The sequence below is a fragment of the Streptomyces odontomachi genome (assembly GCF_024435355.1).
In the GTDB taxonomy this organism is placed as follows: domain Bacteria; phylum Actinomycetota; class Actinomycetes; order Streptomycetales; family Streptomycetaceae; genus Streptomyces; species Streptomyces odontomachi.
Genome location: NZ_JAMJWG010000056.1, coordinates 1 through 15,810, shown reverse-complemented (window position 1 = coordinate 15,810; position 15,810 = coordinate 1). Strand labels below are relative to the sequence as shown.

Here is a 15,810-nt window from a genome sequence, read left to right as displayed (position 1 = left end):
AGATCCACATGATTGAACGCGAGCTTGCACGACGTGCCCAGCATCGGCTTGCGGTGCTGCGCCACGCGGAGGAGGTGAGCGGCAGCGTTGCGGCGACTTGTCGCTACTACGGCATCAGCCGCAACTGCTTCTACATCTGGCGCCGGCGCTACGATGCCGAGGGCCTGGATGGACTCAGGGACCGCTCCAGCGCTCCGCACTACACTCCGTCCGCCACGACGACCGATGTGGTCGAGAAGATCCTTTGGCTGCGTCGGCAGTACCACTTCGGCCCGGCGAAGATCGCCATGTATCTGCAGCGCTACCACGACGTGGCGATCAGCACCTCCGGCGTCTGGCGGATCCTGAAGAAGGTCGGCCTGAACCGTCTACCTGCTTCACAGCGCTACAAGCGCCGCTCCACACGCTGGAAGCGCTACGAAAAGCAGCGCCCCGGCCATCAGCTGCAGGTCGACGTCAAATTCATCGAACCGCTCGGTCAAAGTGGCCGCAAGAAGCGCTACTACCAGTACACCGCCATCGACGACTGCACCCGGCTTCGAGTGCTGCGCGCCTACCCCCGCAATGACCAGAAGACCGCCATCCAGTTCGTCGACTACGTCCTGTCCAAGCTCCCCTTCGCAGTCGAGCAGGTCCAGACCGACAACGGCCAAGAGTTCGGCCAGACCTTCCACTGGCACCTACTGGACAAAGGCATAGGCCACATCCGCATCAAGCCCCGGACCCCGCGGTTGAACGGCAAGGTCGAGCGGTCCCACCGCATCGACTCAGAAGAGTTCTACCGGTTGCTGGAAGGCCAGGTCATCGACGACGTCAACCTCTTCAACAGCAAACTGCAGGAGTGGGAGGACTACTACAACTACCATCGCCCCCACGGCGCCCTCGCCGGCCAGACCCCATACGAACGCCTACGACAGAAAGCCCAGAATCCACTGTCATAGGCGTCCGTCAGGTGCACAACTAGGGCTTCTCGTTCGGATCATGCCGGGCTCGCGGAGTCTGGCACCGCGCCTCGCCGCGTTGTCGTCGGTTGTCAGGGCTCCGCCCTGCCGCCCTCCTCCGCCTTGCGATGCACGGCACCAGACTCCGCTCCCTGATCCGGCCTGATCTGGACGAAAGACCCTGGCCCCCGTCCGTCCAGGCCCGTGGGGGCTCAGCTCGCCAGGCCGTGACGGAACGCGTAGACGACCGCCTGGACGCGGTCGCGCAGGTTCAGCTTGGTGAGTATGCGGGAGACGAACGTCTTCACCGTCTCCTGGCTGATGACGAGGGCGGCGGCGATCTCGCTGTTGGACAGGCCGTCCGCGATCAGCCGCAGCACCTCCAGCTCGCGGGGGGTGAGCGGAATGTCCTCGGGGGCGCCGTCGGTGGGGCGGATGCGGGTCGCGTACCGGCCGACGAGCTGGCGGGTGACCTCGGGGTCGAGGAGTGCCGCGCCCATGGCGACCGTGCGGATGCCGTGCAGTAGGTGGTCGGGCGGGGCGTCCTTGAGGAGGAAGCCGCTCGCTCCGGCGCGCAGCGCCTCGTAGACGTACTCGTCGAGGTTGAACGTGGTGACCACGAGGACCTTGACGGGGTGGGCGACCCCGGCCCCCGCCAGCAGGCGGGTGGCTTCGAGGCCGTCGAGGACCGGCATGCGGATGTCCATGACCACGACGTCCGGGTCGAGCTCGCGGGCGAGGTCGACTCCTTTCCGGCCGTCACCGCACTCGCCCACCACCTCCATGTCGGGCTGGGCGTCGATGATGGTGACCAGGCCCATGCGGATCAGCGCCTGGTCGTCGCAGACGAGCACCCGGGTCGGCGCGGACCCGGACGGCGGAGGTGTGTTCACGAGCGGCCCTTGGCCGGTATCCGCGCCCGGACGACGAAGCCGCCGCCCGCGACGGCGCCCGCGCTGAAGTCCCCGCCGAGCACGTCGACCCGCTCGCGCAGACCGGCCAGCCCCCGTCCGCTGCCACCGACGGCGGCGGCCCGTGAGCCGGTGCCGTCCGTGCTGACCTCCACGGTGATCTCCCTCTCGCCGTGCCGCACGGTGACCGAAGTGCGGCTGCCGTGAGCGTACTTGAGGGCGTTGGTGAGTGCTTCCTGCACCACCCGGTAGGCCACGAGGTCGGAACTGCCGGTGGACTCCGGCGGGGCGCCCTCCTCGGTGAACTCCACCGGCTGGCCCGCCCGGCGGGTCTGCTCCACGAGGGTCAGGACGCGGCCGACGGCCGGTGTCCTCGGCTCGGCCGCGGCATCGCCGCCGTTCCTGGTGCCGTGATCGGGGTTGAGCAGGTCCAGCAGGTGCCGCAGATCGGTGATCGCCCGGCGCCCGGTGTCGGAGACGGCGCTCAGGGACTGCTCCAGCCGCTCGGGCGCGGCGGTCAGATAGCGGGCAGCCTCCGCCTGCACCACCATCGCCGTCACGTGGTGGGTCACGACGTCGTGCAACTCCGCCGCTATCCGGGTGCGTTCGGCGTTCCGTGTCTCCACCGCGACCCGCTTGCGACGTTCGGCCTCCGCCTGCCGGGTGGTGCGCAGCCAGCTTCCGGCGCCCCAGGCCAGGCCCAGCGCCATGTAGAAGGTCGTGAACTCCGTGGCGGTCTCGCCCGTGCCGAGGTGGGAGAGGCCCACCGACAGCGCCACGTACGCCACGGTGAGGCCGGCCACGAAGCTCCGGCGGTGCCGTTCCAGGTGCGAGCCGGTGCTCACCAGCACGACGCCCATCGCGGTGGCCGCGAAGGTGTGGTAGCCGAGGAGCTGGTCGACGGCGAACCCGCCGGACACCAGGGCCAGGGAGAGGGCCGGCCACCGTCGGCGCACCGCGAGGGGCAGGGTCTCGAGGAGGATCACCACGACGGCCACCGCGTCGTGCGGACGGTCGGGGACACCCCCGATGACCGTTCCGTTGCTGCGGAGCGCCGGGAGGAAGGAACCGATCAGGAGGAGGAGCCCGAAGGGAAGGTCCCGGACGACGACGTCCAGCCGGTACCAGACTCCACCGAGCCGCTTCCGGGTGCTGTCCAGACGGTGTCGGATGCCGTCCAGGCGGGCCCGGTTCACCAACGGCCGGAGCCGGAGCCCGGTCGGCCGGTGCCCGGCACCGCTCTCGCGGTGTCCGGCTCCGTCCGTCCAGTGCTCCGGCGAACCGGCGGATCGCTGTTCCGTCATCGGGCGAGCGCCGCGAGGGTGTCGACGCGCTCGGCGCGGCGCCGGGGGACGATGTTGCCGCGGCGGTGGGCCACGACCAGGAAGCAGACCGTCAGCAGCGTGCCGAAGACCACCGAGTAGATGCTCGCCTCGGGACCGAACTCGCCGCCTGTGATCAGATGGTTGCCCGACAGGGTGGCGTCCAGCAGACCGTGGGTGTCGCCGTTGCCCGAGACCTGGGTGCTGAAGACGCCGGACTCCATGAAGTTCCAGGCGAAGTGCACGCCCATCGGCAGCCACAGGTTGCGGGTGGCGGCGTAACCGGCGGCGAGCATGGCGCCGGCCTCGATGGCGATGGCCAGGGCGCCGGCGACGGTGGCGTCGTCGTTGAGGAGGTGCATGGCGCCGAACACGAGGCCGGACAGTACCAGGGCGATGTACGTGCCCGTGCCGCGTTCCAGCAGCCGGAAAAGCAGTCCGCGGAAGATGATCTCCTCCGTCGAGGCGGCGGCCGCCATGAAGCCGACCAGCCCGATGGCCCCGCTCACCGAGTCGATGCCGTGGACCTTGTAGTCACCGAGGAAGTAAATGTTGCCGATGACGCAGAGGAACATCAGCGTGCCGAAGACCAGGCCCCAGAAGGTCGCCCTCGTCGCTTCCTTCCCCCGCAGTTCCGTCACCTCGCGGTTCTCGGTGCGCCGCACGGCCCACCGGTAGACGAAGGTCATCACGACCACGGTGAGGGCGCCCATCAGGAGCGAGAGCCAGGGGTTGTCCTTCACCCCGTTGGTGAGGCCGCCGCACACCGCGTAGACCGCGAAGACGACGACTACCTGCAGGACTACCTTCCAGGCTTTCATGACGTGGACTCCCTTTGCCGGTTCCGACTCCGGTTCCTTCTCCGGTCCGCGGCCCGGCGTTCCGCGGTGATTCGAACACTACGGATTCGATGTTGGGGAATCGTCACCGTGCAGTGGACACCCGCTTGTAGCTCGCACGGGGGACAGGGGGCGGGACGTCACCCAGAAGAGGCCCCAACCGGGCCTTGCTGTTGGGGGTGTCCCCCGCCTAGCGAATACACAGAGTGATGGCAGCCAGGATGGTCGTGGGGCAGGTGCCAGTTGGCACCTGCCCGTAGCTTCGGGAGTATCGGGCCCGGCAGGGCACCGTGGCGGGGCGGCCGACCAGGTGCCGCTGGAGGAATTCCAGTTGGTGCCCCAGTAGCCGGGCGAACGTGTCGTTGGTAGGTGCGGCATGTGTCATCCCGCTTAGCGGCACCACCTCGTGCGGCTTGCCTGCGGCCACCAGAGCGCTGGAGAGTTGCAGCGTATTGGCCACGAAGACGTTGTCGTCCGCCAGTCCGTGCATCAGCAGCAGCGGGCGGCTGAGCTTTGGAGCGTCGGCAAGAAGCGAAGACAGCTCATAGTGCTCCGGATATTGGTCGGGCAGACCGAGGAAGCGTTCTTTCCAGCAGGCGTCGTAGAGATGCTGGTCGGCGAGCGGGGCGCCGGCCACTGCGGCGTGGAAGGTGTCGGGTCGGCGCAGCACCGCGGCGGCGGCCAGCGTCCCGCTGAACGACCAGCCGCGGATGCCGACCCGGTCGAGATCCAGCTCCGGGTGGCGCTCGGCGGTCGCATGCAGCACGGCGACCTGGTCGTCCAGGGTCGGGCCGATCAGGTCGCCGCAGATCTCCTTCTCCCAGCGTGGCCCGCGTCCGGGCGTGCCGGCGCCGTCCGTCACCAGCACCGCGAAGCCCTGTTCGGCGAACCACTGCGAGACGAGGGTGTGAGAGGTCTGTTCGGCCATCACCTTCTGCATTGCGGGGCCGCCGTAGGGGGCGACCAGTACCAGCAGTCGGGCATCACCGGCCTTGTGCCAGGACGGCAGGAAGAGGTGTGTGCGCAGTTCGCGCGGCCCGACGGCGGCATGGTTTCAGACAGCGATCGAGCGGCTGGTGGAAGTGAGGGAGGCACTGACGGCACAGGAGTTCGCGCAGCAGTACCCGTCAGGCTTCTCCGGACTCCCGAACGAGCGAGCCCGGTGACCAGCCGAAAGCATCCGGCCTGTTTCATGAGTGGTCGCTCGTGAAACACCCGGCCGCGCGGCCGTCCACCTGTGGCGATCATGTTTCATGAGTTGTTGCAGACGGCTGGAGGTCTGAAACACCCTCGTGAAACAGTCCAGGGTTGTGAGCGACGACTTCAAGCGCGTGGAATCGCACGACTGCCCGATGTCCACCTGCGCCGCCCCCGCGGGGTCCCCGTGCCGGACCGGCAAGGGTAAGGTAGCGATCCAGTACCACACCGCCCGCTTCCGCCTCGTGCCCCAACTCGCCAAGGTGCTGAGCGTGCCGACCCCCGCCGTACGCAAGCCGGGGTCGGCGTGGACCGAGCTGCCCCGGCCCGTGCGCGCCGGCGCCGAACCGGTCGGACACGTCCGCCTCGGCTACGCCCGCGCCTCGACCGCCCGGCAGTCCCTCGACGCACAGCTCGACTCGCTCGCCGAGGCCGGGGTGACCCGAGTCTTCTCGGAGAAGATCTCCACACGCGCCACCCGGCGCCCCGAGCTGGAGGCCGCCGTGAAGCTCGCCGGGGAGATCCGATCCTCCGGCGTGCGCGTCACCCTCGTCGTACACGAGCACAAGCGGCTCGGACGCGGCATCGAACTTGCCATGCTCGCCGAGGAGCTGAAGGCGAGCGACGTTGGGCTGGAGTTCCTCACCGGAGAGCTGAAGGGCTCGCACGACCCGTCCGGCATCGTGTTCAACGTGCTCGCCGCCATGTCCGGCATGGAGCGCGAGTACATCCGCGACCGCACCCTCGAAGGCCACGAGAGCGCGCGGAAGCGCGGCAAGACCATCGGCGGCGCCGGGGTCACAGACGACGACATGCTGTCCATGGCACTCCACCTGCGCGACCAGGAGATGAGCCTGCGCGACATCGCCAAGCGCCTCGTCATCACCACCGGCGCGAAAAAGGGCCAGCACCCCTCACCTGCCACCGTCATGCGGATGCTGCGCGAACACGACGAACAGGCTGCCACAGCGGCGAGCACGTGATCATCCAGCTTAGTTTGCGGCTGGTGTCTGAGCTAGGACTTCAGGGCCTACCTCGCCGATCCGCATGCGGCCCGGCCGGCCGGAGTGCTGACCGGCTACCCGGGCATGGATGAGGTCGTGGTCGGCGGCAGATGGACCGTCTGGTCGTGGAGTCAAGACGCACGCCAGAGGATCGAGCTCATGCGCCGGCGGTGGCAGGCCGAGCAGGCGGCGATCTGGGCTATCGCCCGGGCCGGAAGATGGCGCAGTTCCGGGCCTGATCGGGTGGGGGACGTCGATCTCGATGACGGCAGCGCCAAGATCGTCTACTGAGTCCTGCCGGCGGCACGCGGCAGCGTCGTTGCCGAGGCGACCATACGCCTGAGCCGATGGACCTTGGAGGACCTGGGCCTGCACCGTCTGTGACTGTGCCACTCGACTGCGAACCCGGCGTCCTGGCCGGATGGCGGAGAAGGCCGGCACTCCTTCGAGGGCACCCAGCGCAGTGCGCTGCAGCACGAGGACGGGGGGGATGCTCAGAGGTCGTTGCCCGCGTAGGAGAGATTGAAGCTCTTGTTGGTGAGCGGGAAGTCCGGGACGATCGTGTCCGCCAACGCCACTGGAAGGGCGGGCCAGTTGAAGAAAGAGGGCTCGACTGGCTTGACCCGGGTCAGGGTGCCGTCGGTGGCAAGTTCGACGCGGGTGGTGATGGTGCCGCGCCAGCCCTCGACGATCCCGCTGCCGCTGCGGGTGCCTGCCGCGGCAGGGGGCAGAGGGCGGAGGACTGCGCCGGTGGCGACGCAGTCGCTCAACTGACGGATGAGTTCGAGGGAGGCGTCGATTTCCTCGGCGCGGACCAGGAAGCGGGCCAGGACGTCGCCACTGGTGTGCACAGGGACGCGGCCCGGTTGCCCGTGCGGGGTGAAGGGGTGAGCGATCCGGGCGTCCTGGGCCAGGCCGCTGGCGCGGGCGACGTAGCCCAGGCAGCCGATGTCGCGGGCGGCCTCGGCACCGAGGATCGCGGTGTCGGTGAAGCGGTCGTGGACGGTGGAGTGGCCCAGCGCCAGCCGCGCGATCTCGCGGATGTCGTCGCCGATGACCTTCATCTGGGCAGGGCTGGGCAGGGCGCGCAGGGTGCTGCCGCCGGGGACCACCCCGCCGCGCAGCAGTCGGTGTCCGGTCACCGCGTGGTTGAGGCGCAGGAGTTGTTCGCGCACGCGCTGGGCGTGGGCGTTGAGGATGCCGTGTCCGACGTCGTTGCAGAGCATGCCGAGGTCGGCGACGTGGTTGTGGAGGCGTTCGAGTTCGAGCAGCAGGGCCCGGGCGCACTGGGCCTGTTCGGGGACGGCCGTACCGGTGGCCTCCTCGACGGCCAGGCAGTAGGCGAGGGCGTGGCCGACGGCGGTGTCGCCACTGATGCGTTCGGCCAGCGGGAGTCCGGCCGCCACCGAGCGGCCCTGGAAGAGCTTCTCAATGCCCTTGTGCACGAACCAGAGGCGTGCCTTCAGTTTGAGGATGGTCTCGCCGACGACGGAGAAGCGGAAGTGGCCGGGTTCGATCAGTCCGGCGTGTACCGGCCCGACGGGGATCTCGTAGACGCCGTCGCCCGTGACTTCTAGGAAAGGGTAGGGCCCTTCCTGCTCGCTGAAGGCGGGCGGGTCGCCGGCGTCGGGGTGCATCGGATACCAGCCGCGCGGCCAGTGGAAGTGGCGCACCAGGCGCCGGGGCAGCGGGTGGTCGAGGGGCACGATGCCGTGCAGGTCATGCATCTCGCGTTCGAAACGGCCGGCGGGGAAGGAGAGATGGGCCAGGCTGGGCACCTCGGGCCGGGCCGGGTCGAGGTGCACGTGGAGCTCGGTGCGGGTGTTGGGCGGCCCGGAGACGAAGAGATACACGATCCGTACGGCGTCCGCGTCGTGGTGGGCGGCGACCAGGGCCAGGCGGTGCCCCTCGCGCAGCAGTGCCTCGGCCCGGTTGGGGAGTTCGGCAGTGTGAACGTCGTGCACAGTGCGCATCGGTCACGGCCTTTCCAGGACGATGGCGGCCTGGGAGAGCAGGTCGCCCAGTGGGCCGGCGGCGATACCGAGGGCGGCGCAGGTCACCAGGCCCAGGGTGAGGGGCCACAGGGCAGACGGATGTTCACCGGTCGGCTCCCCGGTGCCGAGCAGCATCCGGGTCGTACGGGTGGCCAGCGCGGCGAAGGCGGTCAGGACCAGCAGCAGGGCAGCGGCCATCACCCACCCCAGGCCGGTCCCGGCGGCGAATCCGGCGCGAGCGATGCCCAGTTCGGAGGCGAAGAGGCTGAACGGCGGAAAGCCCAGCAGTGCCACGACCGCGAGTCCGAACAGCGCGCCCAGCCACGGTGATCGGGCGAGCAGTCCGCGCACCCGGCCGATCTTTGACGTACCGCGCAGATACAGGATCTGCCCCGACGCGCAGAACGCGGTGGCCTTGGCCAGTCCGTGCCCGGCGATGTGCAGCAGCGCGGCGGCCAGGGCGAGCGGGCTGCCGATCGCTGCGGCCAGGGCGACCAGGCTCATATGCTCCATGCTGGAGTAGGCCAGCATGCGCTTGAAGTCTCGCTGGGCCAGCAGCAGGCCGGCGGCGAGGGCAAGGGTGAGCAGCGCGATGCCGGCGAGCAGGATGCGAGTGAAGTCGATGCCGAGGGCGGCATCCGCGATGACGCGGTAGCGCAGGATCGCGGCGAAGGCGACGGACAGCAGCACCCCGGACATCAGCGCCGAGACCGGGGCAGGGGCCTGGCTGTGGGCGTCGGGCAGCCAGGCGTGCAGCGGCACCAGACCTGCCTTGGCGCCGTAGCCGAGGACGACGAGGGTGATGCCGAGCCGGGTGACCGCCGGGTCGAGACGGTCGGCGCGGGCGAGCAGGGTGGGCCAATCCAGCGCCCACGCTTCCGCGATGCCGGCCTGGCGGGCGGCGTAGTAGATCAGCACAGTGCCGAGGAAGGCCAGCGCGATCCCGGCCGAGCAGATCACCACGTACTTCCACGCGGCCTCGACGGAGGTACGGGTGCGGCGGTGGCCGACGAGGAATGCCGTGACGACGGTGGTCGCCTCGATCGTCACCCACAGCACGCCCAGGTTCGCGGTCACCACGGCCAGGCACATGGCGCCCAGGAACGCCTGGACCAGGACGTGGTAGCGCCACTCGGTCCAGGCCGTCGCGCTCCCGGCGGCCCTCTCCTCCGCCAGATGGGCGGGCGCCGAAGCACAGGCGACGAAGGCGACGGCGCCGACAACCAGCAACATCCAGGCCGTCAGGGCGTCGGCACGCAGCAGCCCGGAGTACGCGGACACCGACCCGCCGTCGACGCACTCACCGGCCAGCAGCGCCGCACAGCCAAGAATCACCGCCGGGGAGACGAGTCCGGCCCATTCGGCGAGGTGGTGTCTCGGTGCCGGGGACTCGACAGGCGGCTCCCCGGCATCTGTTGCTTTCCCCGTGTACGAGGGGCCCGTAGCCACGCCCACAGCGACGGCCTTCTTGGCAGGCCGTGGTTTCTCCACCATGTGTGGATGAGGTACTTCATGCCTGACGAACGCGCTCAGCGCGTACGCGGCGGACACCGCCAGCGGTACGGCGACGGGCGCGGTGAGCAGGAGCGCGGTCGTGGCAGAGGTCATCAGTCGTGCAGCTCCCGCAGGTCGTCGATGTCGGTGGTGCCGAACGCCTCCCGCACCCGCAAGGTGAGCACCTGAAGGACCAGGACGGCGAGCAGCACGTCGAAGGAGACGCCGAGTTCGACGATGAGCGGCACCCCTGAGGCGGCCAGGAACGCGGTCGCGGTGATGCCGTTGTCCAGCAGCAGGAACCCGACCACCTGGGCCAGCGCGCGACGCCTGGTGACCAGTACGAAGAAGCCGATCAGCACGACGGCCACGCCGACCGGCAAGGCACGGGTGGCCGGGGTCGAATCGAGCTCGACGAGAGGGTTGGCGACGGCGTAGGCGAGCAGGGTCAGCGCGGCGGCGGTGAGCAGGGACACGGCGACGTTGACCAGCGGCTGGGTCTCGCGTGCCTCCTCGCTCCCGCCGAGCCCGCCGTCCTCGCCGTCCCGCTGCGCGACGAACGCTCTCAGGGCACGGCGGATCAGGTACGGCAACAGACCGGCCCGCAGGGCACCGATCCCCATGGCCACCACGATCAGGCCCCACCGGTCCTCGTGCAGCCCGAGCAGCAGGGCGATCGTGGCGAGCGCGAGTCCCTGCAAAGCGAACAACCGTACGATCATCGCGAGTTCGCGCCGCCACAGCACCACCACGGCGGCCAGCAGGAACGCCCCGCAGGCCAGATCGAGCAACTGCGTGAACAGGCTTTCGCTCATCGCTCACCGCCCAGGAAGTACGAGGCCGTCACCGCAAGCAGCGCCAACAGGAAGGACCCCGCGAGGAGTTCGGGCACGCGGAACAGCCGCAGCTTGGCCCAGAACACCTCAGCAGCCGCCAGCGCCACGCCGAGGACCATCACCTTGAGTACCAGCAGCAGCAAGGCCAACAGTACGGCCGTGACCGAGGCGGTGGTGGCGATACCCCACGGGGCGAACAGTGAGGCGAGCAGCCCCAGCAGCACGGTCAGCCGCAACTGCGCGCCGAACTCGACCAGCGCCAGGTCCCCTCCGGCGTATTCGAGGACCATGGCCTCGTGGACCATGGTCAACTCGAGGTGGGTGGAGGGGTTGTCCACCGGCAGTCGGCCGCTCTCGGCCAGCACCGCCACGGCGAGCGCGGCGATCGCCAACAGCCCAGCCGGGGAAGCCAGCCGGGCGGGCTGGTCCGCTGCCCCGGCGACGATGACCGGCAGGTTGGTCGACCCGGCCGGTATCGACAACGCGAACACCGCCATCAGGATGGTCGGCTCGACGAGCGCCGCGATGGTCATCTCCCGGGAGGCCCCCATGCCGCCGAACGCAGTACCGGTGTCCAGACCCGCGAGGGCCAACGCCAGCGTGCCCAGCGCCAGCAGCGCCACCACCACGATCAGGTCCGCCTGCCCCCGCACCGGCGTGTTGGTGGAGATCAACGGCACCAGCACGGCCAGCACCAGCGAGGTCGCGACCAGCAGCAGCGGCGCCCACCGGAAAGCGGGCCCCGTACCAACCGGGGTGATCGGCTCCTTGCGCAGCAGCTTGCGTACATCCCGCCACGGCTGGAACACCCCGGCTCCGGCCCGGCCCTCCAGCCGAGCCCGGGTCTGCCGCATCAGTCCGGTCAGCAGAGGCGCTCCGGCCACCACCGTGCCCACCTGAAGCACGATCGCCGTGTATCCGACCGTGTTCACCAGCCCACCACCAACACCAGAAGCAGGGCAACAAGACCGAGGAAGCCGTAGCCGAGATAGGCGTGCACACTGCCACCCGCCAGGCGCCGCGCCGACTGCCCGGCCGCAGCGAGGAATTCGAGCACCGGCCGGTACAGACGGTGCTCGATGCGGTCAGGCACCCGGTTGCGGAACTGCACCCGCTCCACGAGATACGCCGACTCACGCACCGGCGTGACGTCCACGTCCTGTTCCGGAGCGAGGACGTCGTCGAAGACCCGCTGTAGCGGCTCGGCGAACGAGGTGGCCGTATATGCCATGCGCGGAGTCGGTGCACCTCCCCCGCAATCCCACAGCCTCGCCTGTGTACGCCGCTGGCGGCGCCGCGCCGTCCGCTGCACCGTCGCCATGACAGCGCCCAGCGCGACCGTTAGAGCAGCCACCACCCACAGCGGGGAAAGCACGGCGGACACCTCGTCGAGACGCACACGCAGCCCGCCACCAGACACCGGCTGCGTCTTCGCGAACCCGACCGTCGCGACCGCGCGGTCAAGACCATCGCCCAGCAGGCCCGGCACCAGGGCCAGCGCCGCACACAGGGCCGCGAGCAGCCCCATCCCGGCCAACATCAGCACGGGCGATTCCTTGGCCGCGGCGGCTCCTTCGCCGCGTGGCCGGGCGAAGCTGCCCACGCCGAGCGCCTTGACGAAGACCGCCGCCGCGAGGCCCGCCGACAACGCGATCACGGCCACCGCGAGCGGCAGCACGATCGCCGTGGTCACCCCGGGCACGGCGAGTCCGTGGATCATCGACTGCAGCAGCAGCCATTCGCTGATGAATCCGTTGCCGGGCGGCAGCACCACCGCGCCCAGCGCGCCGAGGGCGAACAGCCCTGCCGTGATAGGCATCCGGGCGCGCAGCCCACCCAGCAGATCCAGGTTGCGCACCCCGGTGGCCCGCAGCACCGAGCCCGCCGCCCCGAACAACAGGGCCTTGAATGCCGCATGGTTGACCACGTGCAGCAGCCCGGACGCCAACGCAAGGCCGGCCAGCGCCCTGTCACCGGCGTGGGCGAACAATCCGGCCGCGCCCACACCGAGGACTGCCAGACCCATGTTCTCGCTGGTCGAGTACGCCAACAGCCGCTTGAGGTCGGAGGCCATCGCCGCCTGCAGGATGCCGTACACCGCCGACAGTCCGCCCATGGCCATCACCAACAGCCACCACCACGCCGGTCCCCCGCCGAGCAGGTCGAGTCCGACGCGTACGAGACCGTAGACACCGAGGTTGACCATGGCCGCGCTCATCAACGCCGAGACCGCGCTGGGCGCCTCGGGATGCGCACGCGGCAGCCACGCGTGCAGCGGCACCAGGCCCGCCTTGGACGTGAAGGCCACCGCCGTCAACACAAACACAAGCCCGCGCGCGGTCGGCGACATCCCCGCGGTGCCGGTCCGCAGAGCGGCGAACGTCTCTCCCCCGGCCTGGGCGGCGTACACGGACAGGCCCGCCAGGAGCAGGACGAGGCCCAAGTGGGTCATCACCGCGTACCAGACCGCCGCCTCCCGTACCGCGCGCCGAGCGCGGTGCTCGGCTAGGACGAGAAGCAGCGACGTGAGCGCCATCAGCTCCCAGACCAGCAGGAACGTCGACACCGAGGCCGCCGCGGGCACCAACAGCAGGCTCAGCGCGAACAGCGGGAACGCAGCCTGGGCGCCCCGCGAGCCGAGCCCGTGCGCGCCGTGCCCGGCCACATATCCGACGCCGTAGACCGCCACCGCCGCCACCACGGCCCCGGCCACCGCGATGAACACTCCGGACAGGGCATCCACGTGGAAGTGCGCGCCCGCCAGCGGGAGCAGTCCGGGTACCGACGCGCTCCAGCGGCTTCCGCTCAGTGCAGCCACACCCGCCGTACCACCGGCGACCCCCACACCCGCCGACAACCCACCCACTACCCAGCCGCGCACCCGCTGCGACAGGACCAGTCCGGCTGGCACACCCGCCACGCCCAACGCGCTGGCCGTCACGAGGGCGGCCGGAATCAGGCTCACCGTCCAGTCACTCTCCTCAGCGCCGCCACGATCTCGCCCGGCTCCGGCGGGCATCCGGGCACCGCCAGATCCACCGGTACGACATCGGAAACAGCGCCCTCGACGCCGTAACCTCCTGCGAATTCCCCGCAGTTGACGGCACAGTCACCGACCGCGACTACCAGCCGCGGCTCGGGCATCGCGGCGACCGTACGGCGCAGCGGCTCGGCCATGTTCCGCGTCACCGGGCCGGTCACCAGAGCAACGTCCGCGTGCCGGGGCGAGGCCACCAGCCGGGCGCCGTACCGCTCGGCGTCATACACCGGATTGAAAGCCGCGGCGATCTCGATCTCGCAGCCGTTGCAGGAACCGGCGTCAACGCACCGCACCTGCACCGAACCGCCGAACTCCTTGGCTGCACGCGGCTGTTCACCGTCCGGCTTTGGCGGGGAGGGCTCAGCCACCCGCCCGATGTCCCAGATCTTGCCCAGCAGACTCATGACCGCCCCTCTCACGTCGCTGGTGAGAACGTGCCTCCGCAGGTGGCTAACGAGCCGCCCCGAAGTAGGAGTTACATAACTTTTCCACTTTTTGCCAAGTTTGCAATGATTTACTCAAGGGAGGACGTACCCCATGGACCGGGATCCGTGGGGCGAAGGTGGCCGCCTCCCGCACCGCGGAGCGCTGTCAACTCCTGGGAGACGGCCACCGGTTGAGGGCCATCGCTACGACGACGGATTCGCCTCCGCCTGGGCAGCCTGCAGGTCCGCCAGCAGTTCGGCCTGCCCGGCGAGCACGCCGGACAGGATGGTGCGAGCGACCCCGAGCAGCTCGGCGATATGCGGGCTGGTCAGCGAGTAGTACACGGTCGAGCCCCCCTTGCGGGTCACCACCAGGTTCGCCCGCCGCAGCACCGCAAGCTGCTGCGACAGGTGCGCCGGCTCGATCCCCACCATGGGCAGCATCTCCGCCACCGCGTGCTCGCGCTCGCTCAGCAGTTCCAGCACCCGAATCCGCGCGGGGTGGCCCAGTGTCTTGAAGAACTCAGCCTTCAGTTGGTACAGCGGCGTACTCATCGCGTCGTCGCCTCCCCGCCACAGCAGCACGGTCGCACCGGCAAGCCCTCGGCGCATCGCATCCACCTACTCGTGAAACACATGGGCCCCATCCTCACGTGCGGCAACGGTCACGCCGAATCCGCGCACGAGAACCGAGCCGCCCGAAGCCATCGGCGAAGATCTCAGTAATTGCTAAGATTAGCAAGTCCATACCTTACGTGAGGCAGAGTGTGTGAAACTCATTCCGCTGCGCGGCGCGAGCGTCGCCTGGTACAAGTGCCCCGTACGCCGCCTCAAGTGCCGGCCCGCCGTCGTCAGCCAGATGACACCTGCCTCAGGTGCGGGCACTCCCACATGATGCGGCTGTTCTTCGGCGGTCGGCCCACCGCGTCCGCGCCGGACGGCGCCGGAGCTGACCCGCGCACGGCACACGAATCCGCGAGGAAGGTGGGGCGTAGATGACTCGGCCGTCCAGTCCGGCCGCGGAATCCGCTTCGAGTGGAGGGGCTTGCCGATGGGGGTCCCCGGCTTGAGCGAAGCCGAGAGCTGGGGGGGGGAGGCCTCCCCACCGGAGGCCGCCTGTCTGGTCGTCGTGGGCGTGCTGTCTTTCACCACGGCGGTGAACGTCGCCGTCCAGCAGGGCATCCGGACTCTCCCGTTCTGGCTACTGGAGGGCCCCGCCGCCCCGGCCGAGCAGGCCGGACGGAGAAGGCCGCCGCCGTCTCTCTCGGGCCCATCTGCGCACCGCCCCGTTCGTCGCGCGCCTGGTGCTGGCGTCCCCAAGCGGAGCGGCCATCGCCGCTGTAGCACCGCCGCGGGTGCGGTGGTCGCCGCCTGTCTGCGCAACATCCCCGCGATCGGCAGCTGGCTCACCACCCGCGGCTACGGCACCTCCCGGCATCCGTTGACCGTGATCGCGGCGGGTGAGCGATGCCGGACGGCAGCCTGCGCCCCGCGCTGGAGGACCTGCTGAGCGCCGGCGCCCTTATCCCCGATCTGCACGTCCAGAGCGCGGGCCCGCTGTCCACCGAGGCGGCCGTCGCGAAAGCCGCCTACAAGGACACCGCCGACCTCCCGCACGCTATCGGTCCGGGCGCCTGGCGGCCGTCAGCCGGCCGCGGCAGGCATTGCCGCGGACATGGCCATCGCTACGGAGGAGGGCATTTGCACCGTCGCCCCCGTACGGGACGGTCATTCTCCCGCATGGTCCGCGCCCGGCCGGTCTGCTGTCCGCCACTCGTGGCGACCCTCCGGCGGCTCGCCGTGCCGT

15 protein-coding genes are annotated in these 15,810 nt (G+C 69.8%); 4 read left to right on the top strand and 11 right to left on the bottom strand.

The genetic code is table 11. The features are described 5' to 3' along the window. The first annotated feature begins 8 nt into the window (after positions 1-8). Positions 9-941, top strand: a complete 933-nt coding sequence (locus NQO67_RS43120) for an IS481 family transposase (protein WP_374119310.1) — start codon at positions 9-11, stop codon at positions 939-941. A 212-nt stretch (positions 942-1,153) separates the two neighbouring features. On the opposite strand, the gene NQO67_RS43115 is transcribed toward NQO67_RS43120, so the two are convergent. The 4 genes from NQO67_RS43115 to NQO67_RS43100 all read right to left on the bottom strand — a co-directional run bounded on the left by NQO67_RS43115 (position 1,154) and on the right by NQO67_RS43100 (position 5,040). Beyond that, a complete protein-coding gene (locus NQO67_RS43115; protein ID WP_161243327.1) occupies positions 1,154-1,834 on the bottom strand; it encodes a response regulator in 681 nt (226 codons plus the stop codon). Next, a complete protein-coding gene (locus tag NQO67_RS43110; RefSeq protein WP_255956123.1) occupies positions 1,831-3,156 on the bottom strand; it encodes a sensor histidine kinase in 1,326 nt (441 codons plus the stop codon). Before NQO67_RS43110 ends, NQO67_RS43115 begins: the two co-directional genes overlap by 4 nt. After that, complete coding sequence (locus NQO67_RS43105) at positions 3,153-3,995, bottom strand: CPBP family intramembrane glutamic endopeptidase (RefSeq protein WP_255956121.1); 843 nt, start codon at positions 3,993-3,995, stop codon at positions 3,153-3,155. Before NQO67_RS43105 ends, NQO67_RS43110 begins: the two co-directional genes overlap by 4 nt. 208 nt (positions 3,996-4,203) lie before the next feature. Further along, complete coding sequence (locus NQO67_RS43100) at positions 4,204-5,040, bottom strand: alpha/beta hydrolase family protein (RefSeq protein WP_305126983.1); 837 nt, start codon at positions 5,038-5,040, stop codon at positions 4,204-4,206. Between the two features lie 283 nt (positions 5,041-5,323). Between NQO67_RS43100 and NQO67_RS43095 the strand changes: the two genes are divergently transcribed. Beyond that, a complete protein-coding gene (locus NQO67_RS43095; RefSeq protein WP_255956120.1) occupies positions 5,324-6,193 on the top strand; it encodes a recombinase family protein in 870 nt (289 codons plus the stop codon). A 105-nt stretch (positions 6,194-6,298) separates the two neighbouring features. After that, complete coding sequence (locus NQO67_RS43090; protein WP_255956119.1) at positions 6,299-6,505, top strand: hypothetical protein; 207 nt, start codon at positions 6,299-6,301, stop codon at positions 6,503-6,505. 203 nt (positions 6,506-6,708) lie between these two features. On the opposite strand, the gene NQO67_RS43085 is transcribed toward NQO67_RS43090, so the two are convergent. The 7 genes from NQO67_RS43085 to NQO67_RS43055 form a co-directional block, all read right to left on the bottom strand. Further along, complete coding sequence (locus NQO67_RS43085) at positions 6,709-8,187, bottom strand: hydrogenase large subunit (protein ID WP_255956118.1); 1,479 nt, start codon at positions 8,185-8,187, stop codon at positions 6,709-6,711. A 3-nt stretch (positions 8,188-8,190) separates the two neighbouring features. After that, entirely contained in the window at positions 8,191-9,816 is a 1,626-nt protein-coding gene (locus NQO67_RS43080) for a proton-conducting transporter transmembrane domain-containing protein (RefSeq protein WP_255956117.1), read from the bottom strand. Beyond that, positions 9,816-10,517, bottom strand: a complete 702-nt coding sequence (locus tag NQO67_RS43075) for a hypothetical protein (protein WP_255956116.1) — start codon at positions 10,515-10,517, stop codon at positions 9,816-9,818. The genes NQO67_RS43080 and NQO67_RS43075 overlap by 1 nt, the downstream gene beginning before the upstream one ends. After that, positions 10,514-11,470, bottom strand: a complete 957-nt coding sequence (locus NQO67_RS43070) for a respiratory chain complex I subunit 1 family protein (RefSeq protein WP_255956115.1) — start codon at positions 11,468-11,470, stop codon at positions 10,514-10,516. The genes NQO67_RS43075 and NQO67_RS43070 overlap by 4 nt, the downstream gene beginning before the upstream one ends. After that, the gene (locus NQO67_RS43065) at positions 11,467-13,356 is read right to left on the bottom strand and encodes a proton-conducting transporter transmembrane domain-containing protein (RefSeq protein WP_255956114.1); all 1,890 of its coding nucleotides are present in this window, start codon (positions 13,354-13,356) and stop codon (positions 11,467-11,469) included. The genes NQO67_RS43070 and NQO67_RS43065 overlap by 4 nt, the downstream gene beginning before the upstream one ends. A gap of 143 nt (positions 13,357-13,499) precedes the next feature. After that, a complete protein-coding gene (locus NQO67_RS43060; protein WP_255956113.1) occupies positions 13,500-13,982 on the bottom strand; it encodes an NADH-quinone oxidoreductase subunit B family protein in 483 nt (160 codons plus the stop codon). 225 nt (positions 13,983-14,207) lie between these two features. Then, positions 14,208-14,558, bottom strand: a complete 351-nt coding sequence (locus NQO67_RS43055; protein ID WP_255956112.1) for an ArsR/SmtB family transcription factor — start codon at positions 14,556-14,558, stop codon at positions 14,208-14,210. A gap of 511 nt (positions 14,559-15,069) precedes the next feature. Here NQO67_RS43055 and NQO67_RS43050 point away from each other — a divergent pair. Further along, positions 15,070-15,513: a hypothetical protein gene (locus NQO67_RS43050; RefSeq protein WP_255956111.1), complete on the top strand. Its 444-nt coding sequence runs from the start codon at positions 15,070-15,072 to the stop codon at positions 15,511-15,513. Positions 15,514-15,810: the final 297 nt, after the last annotated feature.

Coding starts and splice junctions, on each gene's coding strand:
- NQO67_RS43120 (WP_374119310.1), top strand. CDS start 9: ATGATTGAACGCGAGCTTGCACGACGTGCCCAGCATCGGCTTGCGGTG.
- NQO67_RS43110 (WP_255956123.1), bottom strand. CDS start 3,156: ATGACGGAACAGCGATCCGCCGGTTCGCCGGAGCACTGGACGGACGGA.
- NQO67_RS43105 (WP_255956121.1), bottom strand. CDS start 3,995: ATGAAAGCCTGGAAGGTAGTCCTGCAGGTAGTCGTCGTCTTCGCGGTC.
- NQO67_RS43090 (WP_255956119.1), top strand. CDS start 6,299: ATGGATGAGGTCGTGGTCGGCGGCAGATGGACCGTCTGGTCGTGGAGT.
- NQO67_RS43085 (WP_255956118.1), bottom strand. CDS start 8,187: ATGCGCACTGTGCACGACGTTCACACTGCCGAACTCCCCAACCGGGCC.
- NQO67_RS43080 (WP_255956117.1), bottom strand. CDS start 9,816: ATGACCTCTGCCACGACCGCGCTCCTGCTCACCGCGCCCGTCGCCGTA.
- NQO67_RS43075 (WP_255956116.1), bottom strand. CDS start 10,517: ATGAGCGAAAGCCTGTTCACGCAGTTGCTCGATCTGGCCTGCGGGGCG.
- NQO67_RS43060 (WP_255956113.1), bottom strand. CDS start 13,982: ATGAGTCTGCTGGGCAAGATCTGGGACATCGGGCGGGTGGCTGAGCCC.
- NQO67_RS43055 (WP_255956112.1), bottom strand. CDS start 14,558: ATGAGTACGCCGCTGTACCAACTGAAGGCTGAGTTCTTCAAGACACTG.